Annotated in this window: 15 protein-coding genes, 1 tRNA gene and 1 pseudogene; 12 read left to right on the top strand and 5 right to left on the bottom strand. The window is 43.0% G+C overall.

Going from position 1 to position 20,496, the window contains the following annotated elements:
- Window positions 1-6: 6 nt before the first annotated feature.
- The 12 genes and pseudogenes from L5B71_RS09250 (at window position 7) to purL (ending at window position 15,265) form a co-directional block, all read left to right on the top strand.
- Window positions 7-591: an outer membrane lipoprotein carrier protein LolA gene (locus tag L5B71_RS09250; RefSeq protein WP_265758090.1), complete on the top strand. Its 585-nt coding sequence runs from the start codon at window positions 7-9 to the stop codon at window positions 589-591.
- A 15-nt stretch (window positions 592-606) separates the two neighbouring features.
- Window positions 607-2,937 (top strand): hypothetical protein, encoded by a 2,331-nt coding sequence (locus L5B71_RS09245; RefSeq protein ID WP_268741571.1) that lies wholly within the window; start codon window positions 607-609, stop codon window positions 2,935-2,937.
- Window positions 2,938-2,963: 26 nt separating this feature from the next.
- Window positions 2,964-4,199 carry an NAD(P)/FAD-dependent oxidoreductase gene (locus L5B71_RS09240; RefSeq protein WP_265758088.1) on the top strand — a complete coding sequence of 412 codons (1,236 nt, stop codon included), beginning with the start codon at window positions 2,964-2,966 and terminating at the stop codon, window positions 4,197-4,199.
- 175 nt (window positions 4,200-4,374) lie between these two features.
- Window positions 4,375-4,866 carry a DUF3261 domain-containing protein gene (locus L5B71_RS09235; RefSeq protein WP_442780748.1) on the top strand — a complete coding sequence of 164 codons (492 nt, stop codon included), beginning with the start codon at window positions 4,375-4,377 and terminating at the stop codon, window positions 4,864-4,866.
- Window positions 4,867-4,874: 8 nt separating this feature from the next.
- Window positions 4,875-6,095 carry a beta-ketoacyl-ACP synthase gene (locus L5B71_RS09230; RefSeq protein ID WP_265758087.1) on the top strand — a complete coding sequence of 407 codons (1,221 nt, stop codon included), beginning with the start codon at window positions 4,875-4,877 and terminating at the stop codon, window positions 6,093-6,095.
- Window positions 6,088-6,543: an ApeP family dehydratase gene (locus L5B71_RS09225; RefSeq protein ID WP_265758086.1), complete on the top strand. Its 456-nt coding sequence runs from the start codon at window positions 6,088-6,090 to the stop codon at window positions 6,541-6,543. The genes L5B71_RS09230 and L5B71_RS09225 overlap by 8 nt, the downstream gene beginning before the upstream one ends.
- Window positions 6,540-7,268 (top strand): 3-oxoacyl-ACP reductase FabG, encoded by a 729-nt coding sequence (gene fabG / locus L5B71_RS09220; RefSeq protein WP_265758085.1) that lies wholly within the window; start codon window positions 6,540-6,542, stop codon window positions 7,266-7,268. Before L5B71_RS09225 ends, fabG begins: the two co-directional genes overlap by 4 nt.
- A 10-nt stretch (window positions 7,269-7,278) precedes the next feature.
- The gene (locus L5B71_RS09215) at window positions 7,279-8,517 is read left to right on the top strand and encodes a beta-ketoacyl-ACP synthase (RefSeq protein WP_265758353.1); all 1,239 of its coding nucleotides are present in this window, start codon (window positions 7,279-7,281) and stop codon (window positions 8,515-8,517) included.
- A gap of 21 nt (window positions 8,518-8,538) precedes the next feature.
- Window positions 8,539-9,324 (top strand): annotated as a pseudogene (locus tag L5B71_RS09210) (amidohydrolase family protein); the annotation flags it as partial.
- 600 nt (window positions 9,325-9,924) lie between these two features.
- Window positions 9,925-10,923, top strand: coding sequence for a tRNA dihydrouridine synthase DusB (gene dusB, locus L5B71_RS09205; RefSeq protein WP_265758084.1), 999 nt, complete (start codon window positions 9,925-9,927; stop codon window positions 10,921-10,923).
- Complete coding sequence (gene fis / locus L5B71_RS09200; protein ID WP_103855173.1) at window positions 10,904-11,203, top strand: DNA-binding transcriptional regulator Fis; 300 nt, start codon at window positions 10,904-10,906, stop codon at window positions 11,201-11,203. Before dusB ends, fis begins: the two co-directional genes overlap by 20 nt.
- A gap of 168 nt (window positions 11,204-11,371) precedes the next feature.
- The gene (gene purL / locus L5B71_RS09195) at window positions 11,372-15,265 is read left to right on the top strand and encodes a phosphoribosylformylglycinamidine synthase (RefSeq protein ID WP_265758083.1); all 3,894 of its coding nucleotides are present in this window, start codon (window positions 11,372-11,374) and stop codon (window positions 15,263-15,265) included.
- Window positions 15,266-15,385: 120 nt separating this feature from the next.
- Here the strand turns inward: purL and asd are convergent, their stop codons facing one another.
- From asd to L5B71_RS09170, 5 genes are all read right to left on the bottom strand, one after another.
- The gene (gene asd, locus L5B71_RS09190) at window positions 15,386-16,501 is read right to left on the bottom strand and encodes an aspartate-semialdehyde dehydrogenase (protein WP_265758082.1); all 1,116 of its coding nucleotides are present in this window, start codon (window positions 16,499-16,501) and stop codon (window positions 15,386-15,388) included.
- Window positions 16,502-16,792: 291 nt separating this feature from the next.
- Complete coding sequence (gene ftsX / locus L5B71_RS09185; protein WP_265758081.1) at window positions 16,793-17,707, bottom strand: permease-like cell division protein FtsX; 915 nt, start codon at window positions 17,705-17,707, stop codon at window positions 16,793-16,795.
- 10 nt (window positions 17,708-17,717) lie between these two features.
- The gene (ftsE, locus tag L5B71_RS09180) at window positions 17,718-18,368 is read right to left on the bottom strand and encodes a cell division ATP-binding protein FtsE (protein WP_265758080.1); all 651 of its coding nucleotides are present in this window, start codon (window positions 18,366-18,368) and stop codon (window positions 17,718-17,720) included.
- A gap of 412 nt (window positions 18,369-18,780) precedes the next feature.
- Window positions 18,781-19,932 (bottom strand): tyrosine-type recombinase/integrase, encoded by a 1,152-nt coding sequence (locus L5B71_RS09175; RefSeq protein ID WP_265758079.1) that lies wholly within the window; start codon window positions 19,930-19,932, stop codon window positions 18,781-18,783.
- Between the two features lie 304 nt (window positions 19,933-20,236).
- Window positions 20,237-20,331 (bottom strand) — tRNA-Sec (locus L5B71_RS09170).
- Window positions 20,332-20,496 lie beyond the last annotated feature (165 nt).

The following is a 20,496-nucleotide window of genomic DNA, read 5'->3' as shown; positions in this document are numbered from 1 at the left end:
ACAGAAATGAAAAAATATTTGGTGTTATTGTTATGGGTAATCAGCTTGCCCCTTTGGGCGTTCTCTGAGCAAGATCTGATCAAGCAACTTCAACAAAGCCATAATATGCAAGGGGATTTTTTGCAGCAACGCTTTCTCAAAGCATTACCTCAGCCGATTGAAAGCAGTGGGCAATTTGCCTTGGTGACAGAAAAAGGATTGCTGTGGAAAATGCAACAGCCGTTTAGCACGGAATTACGCATCACGTCACAAGGCATTGAGCAATGGAATGGGCAACACTGGATTTCCAACGGAAATATGACACAATCGCAACAAATTCGCTTGTTTTTAGGGTTGTTGTCGGGAGATTTATCAGGGCTAAAAAGCCATTTTGACGTGGTATTGAATGGCGATGCAAAACAATGGACATTGCACCTTACGCCTAGTTCACTCTTAATGAAACAGATCTTTACGTCAATTATTGTGCAGGGAAATCAAAGCGTTACCACAATGCAACTGAATGAAGTGCAAGGTGATAGCACCAAAATTCACTTTCAGCACATTCAGCTTAATCAACCCTTACCACCTGCGGTGAAACAAGCACTAGAATAAAAAGTGAGAGCCAAAATGTCGCACTTGCCAATAAAAACAGCAAAATTTTCCCCCGCACTTTTTTCTACATCGGTTCGTCTTGCTTATGTAATAAGCTTGGTGTCTTGTGTGGTTGTGCTGGCGGTGTTTATTTGGCGTGGGAATTGGCTACAAACAGATTTGCAAGCGCTACTCCCTAAGGATCAACAATGGCAAGCGGTGCAGCAACAAGTGGATAAACAACAGGAACAACAACTTAACCGCAAAATTATTGCCCTTGTCGGCTCACTGCAAGCTCACCAAGCATTGCAACTTTCGCAACAAATCGCACAGCGCTGGCGTGAGAGCGGATTGTTCAGCCAAGTGGCGAGTGAATTTCAACCCGATCTTAATCAGCTTCGTGAGGGCGTAAAAGCTCTTGCTTTCGCCACCTTGCCTGCAAATATTCAAACACAATTAATTCAACAGCCTCATCAATATTTTCAGCAATATGCCCAGCAAATTAGCAATCCTTTTACGGCACAAAGTTTATTGCCCTTAGATCAAGATTGGCTTGGCTTCGGACGATTTACACTCGCGCAAGCACAGCCACAAAGCAATGTGCAATGGCAGGCAGAAAGTGGCGCATTAACAGTCAATGAGCAAGGAAAAACTTGGGTATTATTACAAGGCGAATTAACCCCACAAAACTGGCTTACTCCACCTTTGGCATTGCAGCAACTGATTGCGCAAAATCAGCACCTTGTGCAAGAACAGGGGGCGGAAATGGCGATCACTGGAGCAAGTTTATTTGCGCTGCAAGCCAAACAAGGAGCGGAACAAGAAAGCCAATTAATGAGCGGCTTTGGTATTGGGCTGACTTTAATCTTATTGCTGATGGTATTTCGCTCGTTACGCGTATTATGGCTATTTTTTCCCATTGCGGCTGGCGTGTTGGTCGGTTTAGTGGCAACCCTTGCTTGGTTTGGACAAGTGCATATTTTAACCCTGGTCATCGGTACGAGCTTAATCGGTGTATTGATTGACTTTCCGTTACATTGGCTATCTGGCTCATTGCTTTCTCGCCGCTGGAAACCACAGCCTGCAATGCAGAAATTACGCCTAACCTTTAGTGTGAGTTTATTAGTCACCTTGCTTGGCTATAGTTTGCTGGGTTTCACCACCTTGCCCGTGTTACAGCAAACTGCGCTATTTTCAGCGGTGGCACTATTAGCCGCGGTGTTGTGTACACAACTTTTATTGCCTTATTTTTTCCGCCATTATCAAACTAAACGCCCAACAAATTTGTTATATGCCTTTTACAAAGTGCGGTGCTTTTTGCAAAAGTTTTTGGTTTACAGAAAAGCCTTGAACGCTATGTTCATTCTTTTTGTGGTAGGCGGAATTACTCAATCTAAATGGCAAGATGATATTCGCCAATGGGTGGCATTGTCGCCCAACTTAGTAAGCCAAGCACAAAAAATTGGTGAATTAACCGGAATGCAGCTAAGTGGGCAATATTTTTTAGTGCTAGCAGAAAATGATGAAAAATTACTCGAAAAATTGACCGCACTTGATATTCGATTAAAGCAAGCCAAGCAGCAACAGCAGCTAGAAAGTTATCAATCTTTGAGCCAATGGTTAATGAGCGAAAAGCAGCAACATAATTTTGCCCAACAATTACAGCATTTATCTGAACAGGATTTCGCACCGCTCACAGCAATGGGTATTCCTGCTGAAATTGTGCAACAGCAACTTAACTCGCTGACACCCCAATCTGCGGTATCTTTACAAGCCGCACTAAAAAGTCCCTTAGGGCAAGGGTGGCAAAGTTTGTATTTAGGGCAAATAAACGGACAACGCACAGCGATTGTTCCTGTTAATGGTGGGGTTCACCAAGCCTTATCGCAACTTGCGAATGATCAAGATATTTTCTGGCAAGACAAGCGTAGCCACTTAAACGAATCTTTCCAACAAACCCGTAATCAAGCCGCGTGGTTGAAACTGCTTTCTTTCGCGTTGGCGGGATTGTTGTTATGGCGTTATTTCGGTGCGAAAACCAGTGGCAAAATGTTATTTGTGCCAGTTTGTGCGGTGCTTGCCACCTTGGGGATTTTCGGCTGGCTTGGCTTGCCAATCAGTTTGTTTGCGATGTTTGGAATGTTATTAGTTTCCGCCATTGCAGTGGATTATGTGGCGTATTTGCAAAGTGTGTCGGCATTGACTGCGCATAAGCAATTCGCCATTTTACTCGCTGCCAGTACCACGCTGATTTCTTTCGGTTTGCTCACGTTAAGCAGCACGCCAGCAGTGGCGTTGTTTGGACTAAGCGTGAGTATCGGCGTGATCTGTGCAGTGGGGATTGCGTTTATAATGTATCGTAAATAATAACTAAACTTTTTAGGGAGAAAAAAATGAGTCAATGTGATGTTGCAATTATTGGTGCAGGGCCTTCAGGTTCAGTGGCTGCGGCATTGTTAGCAAAGCAAGGGCTGTCTGTATGCGTGTTAGAGAAACAATATTTCCCACGCTTTGTGATTGGTGAGAGCCTACTGCCTTATTGTATGGAGATTTTGCGTGAAGCAGAATTGGTGGATGCAGTAAACCGCGAACCGAGTTTCCAATTTAAAAATGGCGCAGCGTTCACTTGGGGCAATCGCTATACTTATTTTGATTTTACCGACAAATTTACCACTGGTGCTGGTACAACCTTTCAAGTTAGACGAGGAATTTTCGATCAAATTTTAATTGATGAAGTGGCAAAACGTGGTGTTGATGTGCGTTTTGGCAATGAAGTATTAGCTTTTGAACCTCAAGACAATGGTGTGCAATTACAGGTGCGTAATGATAAAGGCGAAAGCTACAATTTGCACGCGAAATTTGTTCTTGATGCAAGTGGTTACGGGCGCGTATTACCACGCTTATTAGATTTAGAGTTACCTTCGCACTTGCCTGCTCGTGTGGCTCGCTTCACCCATATTGATGACAATATTGATGATCCTGAGTTTGATCGAAACAAAATCCTTATTACCACCCACCCAGTGCATCGTGACGTGTGGCTATGGTTAATTCCATTTGCCGATAATCGTTGCTCAATTGGCGTGGTAGGCTTGCCAGAAACCCTTGATGGTGATGATGAACAGGTGCTGAAAAAGTTTGCTTTAGAATGCCCTATGTTAGGGCGGATATTAAAAAATGCAGTGTGGGAAAACGACTTCCCTTATCGCCATATTCAGGGCTATTCTGCGAATGTAAAAACCTTGCACGGCAAAGGCTTTGCTTTATTGGGTAATGCGGCGGAGTTTTTAGATCCCGTATTTTCATCAGGGGTCACCATTGCGTTGCATTCCGCACATCTTGCTGTGCCGTTAATTGTACGTCAATTAAAAGGCGAGAGCGTTGATTGGCAAAAAGAATTTGCCGAGCCATTAATGCTTGGCGTTGATACCTTCCGCACTTATGTGAATGGCTGGTATGATGGTTCGTTCCAAGATGTGGTGTATGCCAAAGATCCACAGCCTGAAATTCGCCGTATGATTTCTTCTATTTTAGCTGGCTATGCGTGGGATAGTGCCAATCCATTTGTGGCGAAATCAAAACAACGCCTTGCTGCGTTAGCTGAGATTTGTGGTGCGGCAAGCCAAGAGTAATGAGAAATAAAAATAGATAGAAAATTAAAGTGCGGTGGGATTTTTGCGTGTTTTTCCAAATTCGTTGGTGCATAGCATCAGGTTCTCGTTTTTCTGTGAATTGAAATAAAAAGAAATATGCTACAATCGAAAAAATCAAAAAAAAACAACCGCACTTAATATGATGATAAAAAGAATGAATCAATGGCGAGCTGGGGTTATTACTGTTGTGCTATGTGGTTTGATGGGCTGTCAGAATTTGCCACAACCGCAAGATTTTCCAGCGAATACGCCAACGAGCCAATTATTTAAAATTGAACGGCAAGATGAGCAACATCTCTCACAGCAACAAAGTTTACTTGCCTTGCAATATCAACCTAAACAATGGCGTTGGGTGCAAACCGATCCCCTTGGTGCGCCCTTAGCACGGGCGATTTTAACGCCGCAAGGTTGGCAAAATGATGGTTTTGTAATGCCAAACCCACAAGCGAAGTGGTTATTTTCTGCGATCGCAACGGCGTTATATCCAGACGCCCCACTTTTTCCATTTAGCGCAGTGGAAATGCAAGGTAAACGACGAGTTTATTTTATTAATCACAAACCAGTGTGGTCGATTGAAGGGCAATCCCCTGCGTGGAAAATAGATTTAACCGACAACAGCCACTGGCGTGTAACGTTACTAAATTAAGGAATAATGTGAGTAAATTGTATTTATCGCAACCTGCGGTGGTAAGTAGTTTAGGTGAAGGGCTGGCAGCCCATATTTCAACCTTATTATCAGGCGCACCTTCTACATTAAGTTTGTGTGATACGCCATTTACCGAAAATGGGCTGTCAGACAATGCACGAATGTATGGTGCGGTGAATGTGCCACTTCGCCCTTTTCAAGATACTGTTCCTGACGAACATCGTAGCCGTAACAATCAACTATTGTGGCATTGTCTCACACAGTTAGAAACGCAGATTGAACAAGCTATTCAGATTTTCGGTAAACATCGTATTGCGGTGGTGGTTGGAACCTCCACAACGGGGGTTGATGAAAATATTGCATTGTTTAAGCAGGGTGCAGAATATCAAGATTGGTCGTGTACTCCATTTAAACAGCAACAACAATATTTTTCAGCACCTGCAGATTTTGTTGCGTGGCAATATTGTTTAGATGGCTTATGTTATGGCATTTCCACCGCTTGCACGTCTGGGGCAAGAGCCTTAATGAGTGCGGCACGATTATTGAAAAATAATCTATGTGATGCGGTGATTTGTGGCGGCGTGGATACCTTATCGCCTTTAACTATCAAGGGCTTTCAATCCTTATCTGTGTTATCTGATAGCCAAACGAATCCGCTTTCAGCAAATCGTAAAGGGATTAATATTGGCGAGGGTGCAGCAATGTTTGTGCTGTCTAAACAACCTTTAGGACAATCGGTGGAATTATTAGGTTATGGCGCGAGTAGTGATGCGTATCATATGTCTTCTCCACACCCCGAGGGCGAAGGAGCTATTGCGGCATTTCGTGCCGCTTTAGCAAATAGCCAGCTTGCAGCAGATGAAATCGGTTGGATCAATTTGCACGGCACAGGCACGCTCCATAACGATCAAATGGAAATTTTAGCGGTGCATAATGTGTTTGGTGAAAATACCCCTTGCACCACAACGAAACCTTATACAGGGCATACATTAGGCGCTGCCGGTGCTGTAGAAGCGGCAATTTTGTGGGGAATGATTCATTCTGATTTCAATCCCGAGGGGAAATTGCCTCCACAGTTATGGGACGGCGAGCCAGATCCTGCCTTACCAAAAGTTGCGATTACAGACGATAATAGCCGTTGGACGCATAGAAAACGCATTGGTGCAAGCAGCTCCTTTGCTTTTGGCGGCAATAATACGGTGATCATTTTGGGAGAAAGCGATGTTTGATTTAGCCTGCCCAATTACCCATATTGCACCACTTTTGCCACACAGTGGTGAAATGGTGTTATTACAACAAATTGATGAATTTGGGGAAGATTTTCTCATTGCGCAAGCGCAGGTAAGTGCGGATCATATTTTGCTAAAAAATGGCAAACTAGCAAGTTTTGTAGGGGCTGAAATTATGGCTCAGGGCATTGCGGCTTGGGCGGGTTGTAAATGTGTTCGAGCAGGTCAGCCTATTCGGCTAGGTTATTGGCTTGGCACAAGAAAATTACATATTTATCAGCAAGATATTCCTGTTGACAGCACATTAGAAATTCGCATTCAGCGCTCTCTTGAAGATGACACTGGCTTTGGCGTATTTGATTGCCAATTGCGAAATAAAAATACGAATGAACTGATTATTGAAGGGACGCTAAATGTATTGCGTCCACCAAAAGAGAAAAAAGTATGACAAATAGCGTATTAATTACAGGCTCTAGCCGTGGTATTGGCAAAGCTATTGCGTTACAACTGGCGCGATCAGGCTTTGATATTGTATTGCACTGCCGTAGTCGAGTGGCAGAAGCACAAGCAGTGGCAGAACAAATTCGAGCAATGGGACAAAATGTACGCATTTTGCAATTTGATGTGAGTGATCGTGATGACACCGCACAAAAATTACTGGCTGATGTTGAGCAATTTGGGGCTTACTATGGCGTGGTGCTCAATGCAGGATTAACCCGAGATAACGCCTTTCCTACATTAACTGATGAAGATTGGGATATTGTGTTACGCACCAATTTAGATGGCTTTTACAATGTTCTTCACCCCATTATGATGCCGATGATCCGCCGCCGAAAAGCAGGGCGAATTGTGTGTATCACATCCGTGTCAGGCTTAATTGGAAATCGTGGACAAGTGAATTACAGCGCCTCAAAAGCGGGGATTATTGGCGCTGCCAAAGCCCTTGCAGTGGAATTAGCAAAACGCAAAATCACGGTCAATTGTGTTGCACCGGGGTTAATTAATACAGAAATTTTAGACGAAAATGTGCCTGTTGAAGAGATTCTCAAAGCCATTCCCGCTGCAAGAATGGGGGAACCTGAAGAAGTGGCACACGCAGTAGATTTCTTAATGAATGAAAAAGCAGGCTATATTACTCGCCAAGTGATCGCCGTAAATGGCGGATTATGCTAAGGAACAAATGATGAAACGAGTTGTGGTAACAGGTGTTGGCGGTATTACCGCATTTGGGCGTGATTGGGCGAGCATTAAGCAAGCCTTTGCGAAACAAAAAAATGCGGTGCAAACAATGGATTGGGGCAAGTTAGACGGAGAAATTGAATCTCGTCTTGGTGCACCGCTCAACAATTATACACCGCCAAGCCATTGGAATCGTAAGCAGTTACGCAGTATGGGGAAAGTGGCTCAGCTTTGTGTTGATGCTGCTGAAATGGCGCTAACAAATGCAGGATTATTACAAAATGGCGAACTGGATCCTTGTGTACTCAATGGTAATATGGGGGTAGCAAGTGGTTCATCATCAGGTAGTACCAAAGATATTCAAGATATTGGCTTAATGATGGCAGGCTATCCGAACACCAGCAGCGCCAATACTTATGTGCGAATGATGCCCCATACCACAGCGGCAAATATCGGCATTTTCTTTGGCTTAAGCGGACGCATCATTCCCACCTCAAGCGCCTGCTCATCAGGCAGCCAAGGCATTGGCTATGCCTATGAAGCGATCAAATATGGAATGATCCCAATGATGTTAGCTGGAGGTGGTGAAGAATTCTGCCCTTCACAAGTTTATGTGTTTGACTCCCTTTATGCCGCAAGCCGCCGTAATGACCAACCACAGCAAACACCGCGCCCTTATGATCAAGATCGTGATGGCTTGGTGATCGGCGAGGGAGCTGGGATCTTAGTCTTAGAAGAACTTGAACACGCGAAAGCGCGTAATGCAACAATCTTAGCGGAAGTCGTAGGCTATGGCGCAAACAGCGACGGCAGTCATATCACGCGTCCGCAAAAAGAAACGATGCAACGCTGTATGGAATTGGCTTTAAAAGACGCAGGCTTACGTCCTGAGCAAATTGGCTATGTAAATGGACACGGCACCGCCACAGAGCAAGGCGATATTGCTGAAACCCTTGCCACCGCTGCTTTATTTGGCAACGTACCGCTTAGTTCTCAAAAAAGCTATCTTGGACATACGCTCGGTGCGTGCGGTGCATTAGAATCTTGGTTCTCCATTGAAATGATGCGGGATAACTGGTTTGCCCCAACGCTCAACCTAGACAATATCGATCCATGTTGTGGCGAGTTAGATTATATTCGCCACACGGCAAGAGAAATCCACGCAGATTATGTGATGAATAATAACTTCGCCTTTGGCGGAGTGAATACGTCGCTTATTTTTAAGCGTTGGACAGAAGAATAAACATGCGATGGATTTTTATAAGCCAGCTTTTGTCAATCCATTGAATTGATGATCTCGCAAGGGGTAACGGCATTTGGCACCTTCGTAGATATTGATCCGATTTGTGAAGATCGCGCTATCATCGCCGCCCACAAAGCCCGCGATGTGTATAAACACGACATCACCCTCAAATTCGCCAATCAAACCCTGAAAGGCGTAATCGAACCTACCGCAAAAAAATGGTTTGATATTGGTTCAGAAATGGTGGATATGATCGGCGGGCTTCCTTATCGTGATGAGCTGGATTACGGACGTGGTCTGGAAGCAATGGATATTCTGCTCGATAAAGCCAAATCCCTCGGCATTATGTGCCACATTCACGTTGATCAATTCAACACGCCAACAGAAAAAGAAACGGAACAGCTGTGTGACAAAACCATTGAACACGGAATGGAAGGGCGTGTGGTGGCTATTCACGGCATTTCCATCGGCGCGCATTCCCGTGAATATCGCTACAAACTGTACGAAAAAATGCGCCAAGCGCAAATGATGATGATCGCCTGCCCAATGGCGTGGATCGACAGTAACCGTAAAGAAGATTTAATGCCATTCCATAACGCACTCACCCCCGTTGATGAAATGATCCCAGAAAACATCACCGTTGCCATTGGCACAGACAACATCTGTGATTATATGGTACCACTGTGTGAAGGGGATATGTGGCAAGAACTCAGCCTACTCGCCGCTGGCTGCCGTTTCCCAGATTTAGACGCAATGGTAAACATCGCTAGTATCAATGGACGAAAAGTGTTGGGCTTAGAGGTTTAGTCAATGAATTTAAAAGTGATCGCTCACCGATTAGCGGTTATGTGCTAATTACGCCTTTAAAATCGATAAGACTCATCACAGCGTCTAATAGCTATCAATGATAGCTGAGAGTATCTAAAGTGCATTCATATTGGGATTGACGATATTATGAAGATAAATCTCACCTTTTTTCTGCTCTGCTTGAATTTCAGGCTCGCTTTTAACGACAATCACATCTAATTCCTCCGCATTCGCTACAATATCTTAAGAGGGCAGATAACGCTAAGGATAAATAACATTGTTGAAATTTTATTATGAACTTATAATATAAATAATGACAATTCTCATTGAATTTAATGGCAAATAATAATTTCCCAAAATTCAAACAACTACTAGCTAAAAATAATTATAAATTCATTAGTTACTATTAACAATTATCGCTCTTATTTGCCGCCTTTCTACATAATTAATAGACTTAGGTCAAGTCAATTAAAAAAATTCCTTTTTGTATAAAAAATATGCTTTTCAAATGGGTGAAAAGTGCGTATTATAGCACGCCTTGCCCGTTGGGGCTGGCGATAGATTGTGTGTTAAAGGTAGTAACTTGTTAGGGGTAGCGCAGTGCGAATTGGTGATTATCAATTAAAAAACCGTATTTTGCTTGCGCCAATGGCAGGGATTACCGACCAACCTTTTAGACGCCTTTGTGCGAACTATGGGGCAGGATTGACCTTTTCAGAAATGATGGCGAGCAATCCGCGCGTGTGGCATACAGAGAAATCGAAACAACGTCTTGCTTATCATCAAGATGTACGCATTAACGCTGTGCAAATTGCTGGATCTGATCCGCAGGAAATGGCACAAGCTGCGCAAGTAAATGTGGGCTATGGGGCAGAAATTATTGATATCAATATGGGCTGCCCTGCAAAGAAGGTAAATCGTAAATTGGCAGGTTCTGCCCTTTTGCAATATCCCGATTTAGTGCAACAAATTCTTGAAGCAGTGGTGCGTGCTGTGGACGTGCCTGTAACACTAAAAATTAGAACAGGCTGGGATCGACAAAATCGAAACTGCGTGGAAATCGCTAAAATTGCCGAACAAGCAGGTGTGCAAGCGCTCACCATTCATGGGCGAACTCGTGAATGTTTATTTGAGGGCGAAGCCGAGTACGACAATATTAAAGCGGTGAAACAACAGGTTTCTATTCCAGTGATTGCCAATGGCGATATTACATCGGCACAAAAAGCCCAAGCGGTGCTTGATTACACCGGTGCTGATGCAATAATGATTGGACGTGGCGCACTAGGTCAGCCGTGGATTTTTCAATCGGTGGCAGAACTAGTGGAAAACGGCTCAACGACTTTAACACCAAGTTTAAAAGAAAAGTGCGGTGTTATTTTGCGACATATCCAAGAACTTCATCAATTTTATGGTGAAGAAAAGGGATATCGCATTGCACGCAAGCACGTTGCTTGGTATTTACAGGGAATTCAACCTAATTCCAGTTTTAGACAGACTTTTAATGCCATCACCGATGCGCGAACGCAAATAATGGCATTGGAAGAATTTTTTAATTTGATTTTATTGGATAAAGACAACAATGTTAGAACAACAACGTAATCCAGCTGAAGCTCTGACTGTTTCAGTATTAAATTCACAATCTCAAGTAACAAACAAACCACTTCGTGATTCTGTGAAACAAGCGATTAGAAATTATTTAGCTCAATTAGATGGTCAAGATGTGGACGATCTTTATGAATTAGTTTTATCGGAAGTTGAACACCCTATGCTCGATATGATTATGCAATACACTCGCGGTAATCAAACTCGTGCAGCAACAATGCTTGGCATTAACCGTGGCACATTACGCAAAAAATTAAAAAAATACGGTATGGGCTGATTTTTTTATCTTCTTACTTCATAAATAAAAAGCACTGCATTTCTAAAATGCGGTGCTTTTTGCAAAAATTCCTTTCTTCAATAATCTTATACGCAAACGTTTTCGTTTTGCGCAAAATTCTTTTATAATAGACGCGTTTTTCATTCACCTAACTTAATGGTAAAGTCTATGTTGCAGATTTTTCGTGGCTCACCAGCCCTTTCGCCTTTCCGTTTAAACCAACTCACCCAACGCTTTCAACAAGCACAACTTCCAGTGAAATCTTGCTATGCAGAATACCTGCACTTTGCAGAACTCAGCGAAGCACTAAATTCGCTTGAAGAGCAAGAATTAACCCAACTATTGCATTATGGTCCAACCTTAGCACAACACGAACCGCAAGGGGAATGTTTTATTGTGATTCCACGGGTTAGTACCATTTCTTCTTGGTCATCAAAAGCCACCGATATTGCACACAACTGCGGTTTAAACAACGTGTTGCGTTTAGAGCGTGGGTTGGCATTTTATTTTGAGCTAGAACGTGCGTTAAATGAACAAGAGCAGGCACAACTCATTAGCCATATTTATGATCGAATGATGGAAACGGTGATCCGCACCCCACAAGAAGCGGAAGTGCTATTTCAACAACAGCCACCAAAACCATTTACCCCTGTGGATATTTTGGCTGGTGGGCGTAATGCGTTAGAACAGGCAAATGTGGAACTCGGCTTGGCATTGGCAGAAGATGAAATTGATTATTTAGTGGAAAATTTCACCGCACTTGGACGTAATCCAACAGATGTGGAACTTTATATGTTCGCACAAGCGAATTCAGAGCATTGTCGCCACAAAATTTTTAATGCAGATTGGATCATTGACGGCAAAAAACAAGAAAAATCCCTGTTCAAAATGATCAAAAATACCTTTGAGAAAACCCCTGATTATGTACTTTCTGCTTATAAAGATAACGCAGCGGTTATGGAAGGCTCGAAGGTTGGACGCTTTTTCCCCGATAAAGATGGACAATATCGTTACCATAGTGAAGATGCCCATATTCTAATGAAAGTAGAAACGCACAACCACCCAACGGCAATTTCCCCTTTCCCAGGTGCAGCAACAGGATCGGGCGGTGAAATTCGTGATGAAGGGGCAACAGGGCGTGGCGCAAAACCAAAAGCAGGTTTGGTTGGCTTTTCCGTTTCTAACTTGATGATTCCTGATTTTGAGCAGCCTTGGGAAGGTCCATTATCTAAACCGAACCGCATCGCTTCTGCCCTAGATATTATGTTGGAAGGACCTTTAGGCGGTGCGGCATTTAACAATGAATTTGGTCGCCCAGCCTTGCTTGGTTATTTCCGTACTTATGAAGAAAAAGTCAACAGCTTTAACGGTGAAGAAGTGCGTGGCTATCACAAGCCAATTATGCTCGCAGGCGGTATCGGGAATATCCGTGCAGAACACGTGCAAAAGGGTAAAATCCCTGTGGGCGCGAAATTGATCGTGCTTGGCGGTCCTGCGATGAATATTGGCTTAGGCGGTGGTGCGGCTTCTTCAATGGCATCAGGTAAATCGAAAGAGGATTTAGATTTTGCTTCCGTACAGCGTGATAACCCTGAAATGGAACGCCGTTGCCAAGAAGTGATCGACCGCTGTTGGCAAATGGGCGAGGATAACCCTATTCTGTTTATCCACGATGTGGGCGCGGGTGGGTTATCTAACGCAATGCCAGAGTTAGTTCACGATGGTGGGCGTGGCGGGCGCTTTAAATTGCGTGATATTTTATGTGATGAAAAAGGAATGTCACCATTGGAAATTTGGTGTAACGAATCGCAAGAACGTTATGTGCTGGCTGTTGCACCAGACAAATTAGCGTTATTTGAGCAACTTTGTCAGCGTGAACGTGCACCATTTGCCGTGATTGGTGAAGCGACAGAACAAGAGCATCTTACCTTGCACGATCAGCATTTCCATAATGATCCGATTGATTTACCAATGAACGTGTTGCTCGGTAAAACGCCAAAAATGACGCGCGATGTGGTATCTAAACAAGTGCATAATCCACCACTTGATCAATCAGCTATTGAGCTAAAAGAAGCGCTACACCGCGTATTACGCTTGCCGGTAGTGGCTGAGAAAACTTTCCTGATTACCATTGGCGATCGCTCCGTAACGGGTATGGTGGCGCGCGATCAAATGGTTGGCCCGTGGCAAGTACCAGTGGCTGACTGTGCGGTAACCACCACCGCTTTAGATAGTTACCACGGTGAAGCTATGGCAATGGGCGAACGCGCGCCTGTGGCATTGTTAGATTTCGCTGCTTCTGCGCGTTTGGCCGTGGCAGAAAGCCTAACCAATATTGCTGCAACAGATATTGGTGATATTAAACGCATTAAACTTTCTGCTAACTGGATGTCTGCCGCAGGACATACTGGCGAAGATGCTGGGCTTTATGAAGCCGTGAAAGCCGTGGGGGAAGAACTTTGCCCGCAATTAGGCTTAACCATTCCAGTGGGGAAAGACTCAATGTCTATGAAAACCACTTGGCAGGAAAATGGCGAACAAAAATCCGTTACCGCACCGCTTTCTTTAGTTATCAGTGCCTTTGCGCGCGTGGAAGATGTGCGCAAAACCGTTACGCCACAATTACGCACAGATAAAGGCAGCAGCCGTTTATTGTTGATTGATTTAGGTGAGGGCAAAAATCGCTTAGGCGCAACGGCATTGGCGCAGGTTTATAAACAATTAGGTGATAAACCTGCAGATGTAGTAAATGTGGAAAGCCTGAAAGGCTTCTTCAATGCAATGCAACAACTGGTGAATGAACAAAAATTGCTGGCTTACCACGATCGTTCAGACGGCGGCTTGATCATCACCCTTGCCGAAATGGCCTTTGCTGGGCATTGTGGTGTTTCTGTAGATATTAGTGCTTTAGGCAATAACGATCTGGCGGTGCTGTTTAATGAAGAATTAGGTGCGGTGATCCAAGTGAAAGAAGGCGATTTGGCCACTGTCCGTCAGGCTTTCGAGCAAAATGGCGTATTACATTTATTGAAAGAACTTGGCACGGTAACCACAGACAATCAAATTGAAATTACGCGTGGCACGAAAGTGTTATTGAAAGAAACTCGTTCTGAACTGCGTGGTATTTGGGCGGAATTGACTCACAAAATGCAGGCATTGCGTGATAATCCAGAATGTGCCGATCAGGAATTTGCTGCGAAGAAAAATCCAAATGATAAAGGCTTCTCCGTGTCTTTAACTTATGATGTCAATGAAGACATTGCCGCCCCTTATATTGCTAAAGGTGTACGTCCACGCATTGCTATTTTACGCGAGCAAGGGGTGAACAGCCATTATGAAATGGCAGCCGCCTTTGACCGCGCAGGTTTTGATGCTATTGATGTGCATATGAGCGATTTACAACAGCAACGCCATCACTTAAAAGACTTCCAAGCCCTTGTTGCTTGTGGTGGTTTCTCTTATGGCGATGTGCTAGGCGCAGGTGGCGGCTGGGCAAAATCTATCTTATTTAACACCGCACTTCGTGATCAATTTGCTACCTTCTTTGAGCGTGAAAACACCCTTGCCTTAGGGGTATGTAATGGCTGTCAAATGTTAGCGAATTTGGCTGAAATTATCCCAGGAACAGAAGCCTGGCCACGTTTTGTGCGTAATCAATCAGAACGTTTTGAAGCGCGCGCAGCAATGGTTCGCATTAATGATACAGGGTCTTTATGGTTTAACGGAATGGCAGGATCTCATATGCCAATCGCCGTTTCGCACGGTGAAGGACGCGTTGAGTTCAAAAATGATCAGCAACTTACGATGTTACGTGAACAGAATTTGATTATTGCGCAATATATTGATAATGATCTCAAGCCAACCACTCAATACCCAGCCAACCCAAATGGCTCAGTGGACGGTATTACCGCACTCACTAACTGCAACGGACGTATTGCTATTATGATGCCACATCCAGAACGCGTTTACCGCGCGGTTTCCAACTCGTGGTATCCAGAAGATTGGACAGAAGACGGTGCATGGATGCGATTGTTTAGAAATGCCAGAATAGCACTGAAATAATTTAACTTACTTCCTTATAAATAAAAGAGCGGTGATTTTTCACCGCTCTTTTTTTGGGGGAATTAAGATGAGAAATTCCCCATTACTTGTAAAAACAACCGGTTAAATCTGTTAGCTAAATTAATTTACTAACTGTTTTAAAATGCGGCGGACAGGTTCTGCAGCGCCCCATAATAATTGATCGCCAACGGTGAAAGCGGCAAGATATTCTGGCCCCATTGCCAATTTTCGTAAGCGTCCCACTGGTACGCTTAATGTGCCGGTTACTTTGGCTGGTGTTAATTCACGTAGGGTGGTTTCTTTATCGTTTGGTATCACTTTCACCCATTCATTGTGAGAAGCTAGAATTTGCTCAATTTCTTCTAATGGTAAATCTTTTTTCAACTTAATCGTGAAAGCTTGGCTGTGGCAACGTAATGCGCCGATACGCACACATAAACCATCTACTGGGATTGGATTATCACTTAAACCTAAAATCTTGTTGGTTTCCGCGTAGCCTTTCCATTCTTCTTTGGTTTGTCCGGTTTCTGGTAATAATTTGTCGATCCAAGGAATTAAGCTACCTGCAAGCGGTGCGCCGAAGTTATCAATCGGGAATGACGCATCACGCATTTTTGCGGTAACTTTGCGCTCAATGTCTAAAATTGATGAAGCGGGATCGGCTAATTCTGCTTTAACAGACTCTTCTAATTCACCCATTTGCACTAATAATTCACGCATATTTTTCGCACCCGCACCAGATGCTGCTTGGTAAGTGGCAACGGATACCCATTCCACTAAATCACGCTCAAATAAGCCACCTAGTGCCATTAACATCAAACTTACCGTACAGTTACCGCCTACAAAGGTTTTCACGCCATTTTTTAGTCCTTCGCTGATCACGTTTTGGTTTACTGGATCAAGCACGATGATCGCATCTTTGTCCATACGCAATGCCGAAGCCGCGTCAATCCAATAGCCATTCCAGCCAGCCGCTTTTAACTTTGGATACACTTCGTTGGTGTAGTCACCACCTTGACAGGTAACGATGATATCTAATTTTTGTAATTCAGCGATGTCGAACGCATCTTTTAACACGCCCGCATCTTTACCTGCAAATACAGGCGCTTTTTGCCCCGCTTGTGAAGTAGTGAAAAAAATAGGATTGATGTTCGAGAAATCATTTTCTTGTTGCATACGATCCATTAGTACCGATCCAACCATTCCACGCCAACCGATAAAACCAACGTTTTGCATAAAATTTTCCTTATAAATAATGTTGTGTTGAAAATAAAATCTGAGTGAATTACCCACACTGAAAGGGTAAAACGAAATACCCATTCAGCTTTAATTCACGGGAAAGTGATTACGTTAAACCGTAACAAAAAACGTACAAGATAGCGTAAACAAAAGCAAGTGTTTTTATAAAAAAGTTGCGAATAATTGATCTTTCTATAAAGAATACTCAATTTGACTCACAAAGTGTTGATAAAATGGGAAAGAACAGAAAAGGAAAAATCCCCTTTACACGAGGAAAGGGGGATAAAATTAGCTGTATTTTTTCGCTGATAACCATGCTGCGGTGTAGCCCACGAAAGCGCACATCGCGAGAAGAAATAGCAGTTCGCCGATCATTACGCCGTGTAGCTCAAAGTTTACGGCAAAAATTTCCGTGACATATTTCACTGCACTGGTGAAATAGCCAATCACAATGGCACTGAAAATAGAGGCAAGTAACCCTCCTAACACGGCATAAATCATTCCCGTGTAAAGGAAAGGGCGTAGGATAAAGTGATCTGTCGCACCGAGCAATTTCATTACTTCAATATTGGCTTTATTACTATATACATCAGAACGAATACTGTTGCCAATTACAAGGAAAACAGAAATAGTCATCAAAATAGTACAAACCACCGCAATATGTGCAATAAGCCACGAAAGAGCAGTAAGTTTTTCTATTAAATTATTATCTAAACGCACTTCTTGCACGCCTTTAATTTTGTTTAGGTTTTCCCGTAGTTCATTGCGTTTCTTGCTTTCGTTATAGTCTTTGGCGGGTTTAATAATCACCACTGCAGGTAATGGATTATCATCTAAAATATCCAAGCCCTCATTGAAACCAGACCAATTTTTAAATTCATTAAGGCTCTCTTGGCGAGAAACATAATTCAGGCTTTCCACCCCTACTTGTTGACGAATTTTTTCCACCACTAAATTGGCATCAGCTTCCGTAAGATTTTTATGCAAATAAACAGTCAGTTCACTTTCAGGATAAAATTGCGTAGTGGCCTGATGAATATTTTTCCACAATAAATAGCTTACCGTTGGCACTGTCAGCGAAACGGCAATAACGAGAATGGTTAATAAGGTTGCATATTTTTTCTTAATTAAATCTGCCAGCACGGCTCGCAGCACATAATGGGTTTGTACCCAGCAAGAGGCATTGATCGGACGAGAACTCATTGGGCTTTCCTTAACGTAAATGACCTTGTTCTAAGATCAAACAAGGTTTTGGTTTTTGTTGAACAATATTAATATCGTGAGTGGCAATTAACACCGTCATCCCAAGACGGTTAAACTCTTCAAATAAATTAAAAATATCCAGCGAAAGAGCGTTATCTAAATTGCCTGTTGGCTCATCGGCAAGCAATAATTGTGGCTTATGGACAATGGCGCGAGCAATATCTACACGCTGCTGTTCACCACCAGATAAGTGGATTGGCAAGTGATTAGCACGATCACGCAAGCCAACGCGATCTAACGCCGCTAAGGCACGGCTTTGCGCTTCTTTCGGATGAATGCCAGCAATAATTAATGGTAAGGCTACATTATCTACAATACAACGATCAGCAAGCAGACGATAATCTTGATGCACCATACCGATTTGGCGGCGTAAGAATGGTAATTCGTATTTAGACAGGCGCGTAATATCGTGTCCATTAAACCAAATTTGCCCGCCATTAGCTCGTTCCATACCCATAATGAGTTTCAATAGGGTACTTTTCCCCGCGCCAGAATGTCCAAGGACATAGGTCATACTCCCCACGGGAAGATGAAAGTTTAATCCCTGCAAGGCAGGCTTGCCACCCAAATAAGCCTTGCTGACGTTTTCAAAGCGTATCATCGTTGTTATCTCTTTTCTTTTTGTGTTAATAAAATGATTATAACGGATATTCTCATTTTTTGAGCAGAAAATTTGGTGTGATGTTGGCGTTTTATTAAGTGTTAATGATCATACCTGACAGACAGGAGAAGATCAGCGAAAAGCGCTCAACTGTGTTTTTTTGATAAATGCCTTGTTATTTAAACTGGCATATTGCACCGTGCTTATGTTAAGTAAATTATACTCGCTTTCTTCAAATTTTTATAGCCACAGTAGACTCTTTAACTTTTATCAGACATTGAGATATTTATTTTTTGTGTAAGCGCTAAGCTTCTACGATTTTTTCTCGCACATGTAAAAAAATTTTATTGGTAAAAACGAACAAAAAAAAAGCCAATCATTAGATCGGCTTTAAAAGTTTTTTGTGGTGGAATTAAACAAAAGGCTTTGGCGCGATGCTTTCTAAATAATCGCCCCAATCTTGCAACATTCGCGCCCGTTGCTCTAAATACTTCGCCTTATTGTAAATCTCTCTTATGCGGTCTTTTCCCTTGCCTAGAGTCTTTATTATGGCGTTGCGCATTGCTTCAATCGTAATATGGCCAGATTTTGCAGTAAGGCTAGGGAACACAAATTCACTACTTAAACTAAGTGCGGTGCTAATTTCTCGCATTTTTTGCAATACCGCCACCGCTTGCCGTGATAGGGTGACAATATGCAACCGTCCGCCCTTTAAGTTCTTATTGCCTTTCTGCACGCGATACGCCCAAAGGTTCTCACTAAAATCTATATCTGCCCACTTCGCCCCCGCTATCTCTGATGGTCTTCCACCAGTTAAAAGCACCAATAGCACCGCATAGAAAGAAAACGGGCTAAAGCGGTTTTTCTCTTTGGCTTGGTAAAATGCTGTGATAAAGCTCTCTAGCTCTTGCGGCTCTATGGTGTTCATTCCTTGCGGTGTCGGCTTGGTGAACTCCTTGCCAATCTTAGCAAGGTTATTAGTGGGGATAATCCCACGGTGAAGCGCATAGGTCATCACTTCGTTAATCTTCGTGACTACCTTGGATAACTCTGTGTATTTGCCTACTAATTCCAACGGTTTAAGCGCATTGATTGCCATTAATGGCGTGATTTCTGTAATAGGATAATTGCCAATAGTGGGAAAGATATGCCGCTGAAAACGCTTTAGAGTATCTTGTACGGTACGCTCCGAAAAGTCAGGTTTTAGCTTCCTATCCTCAAACCAATTCAACGCCACTTTCTCAAAGGTATTGTTTAACGCATTGGCTTGCAGTTGGCTTTGCTGTTGCTCATAGTCTTTTGGATCGATGCCTTGCGCTAATAAGGCTTGATATTCATCACGCTTAGCCCGTGCTTGCGCAAGTGTGATAGTAGGATAATGCCCTATAGTCTTTTTGGTTCGCTTCTTAGTGCGTGGGTTAGTGTATTTAAAATGCCATATCTTAGATTGAGACAATGCAACCACAATAAAAAGCCCGTTACCATCGCTTAAAGTGATTTCTTTATTGTCGGCTCTCGCCTTTCTAATCTGTGTGTCTGTTAGTTGCTGTGTTTTTCTTGCCATAGTATCAACCTTTAAAAAATTGTACCAAGAAAAAACAACCACTTTGCCACCTGGTGGCATAATCTAACCATATGAAAATAAATGATTTTTAGGATAATTGTACCAAGATTTTTATTGTCTAAATCATTACTTTTGGGAGTAACGTAGAGAAATTTTAAAATCTTGGTACAATTCTTGGTACAATTATATTGCGTTATAGAGATTTACGAAGACGCAATCAGACACATACAAATCGCCAAAGGCTAGATTTTACAAGGATTTTTGAAGCAGTGGGATTTAGTTAGAGACGTGTAGAACAGTGAATTGGCGGAAGACAATGGGAGTCGAACCCACCCAAGATTGCTGGCAACCTTAACAGGATTTGAAGTCCTGCCGTTTCACCGGAAACGCCTATCTTCCAAAAGTGTGTTCACTTTAAAGGAAATCAGCTGATTATTCAAGGTGTTGCTAGGGAAATTTAGTCAATACGGCACACTTGATAAGTTAGGGCTGAATTTTCAACAAAAAAACAGTATGATTAAGGCTAATTTTCCTAGAATGGCATAAATGATAGATAGGACAGCA

The sequence above is a fragment of the Avibacterium sp. 21-586 genome, assembly GCF_026226775.1.
Lineage (GTDB): Bacteria > Pseudomonadota > Gammaproteobacteria > Enterobacterales > Pasteurellaceae > Avibacterium.
The sequence above is the reverse complement of the archived record's forward strand: the minus strand, read 5'-3'. Positions and strand labels throughout refer to the sequence as shown.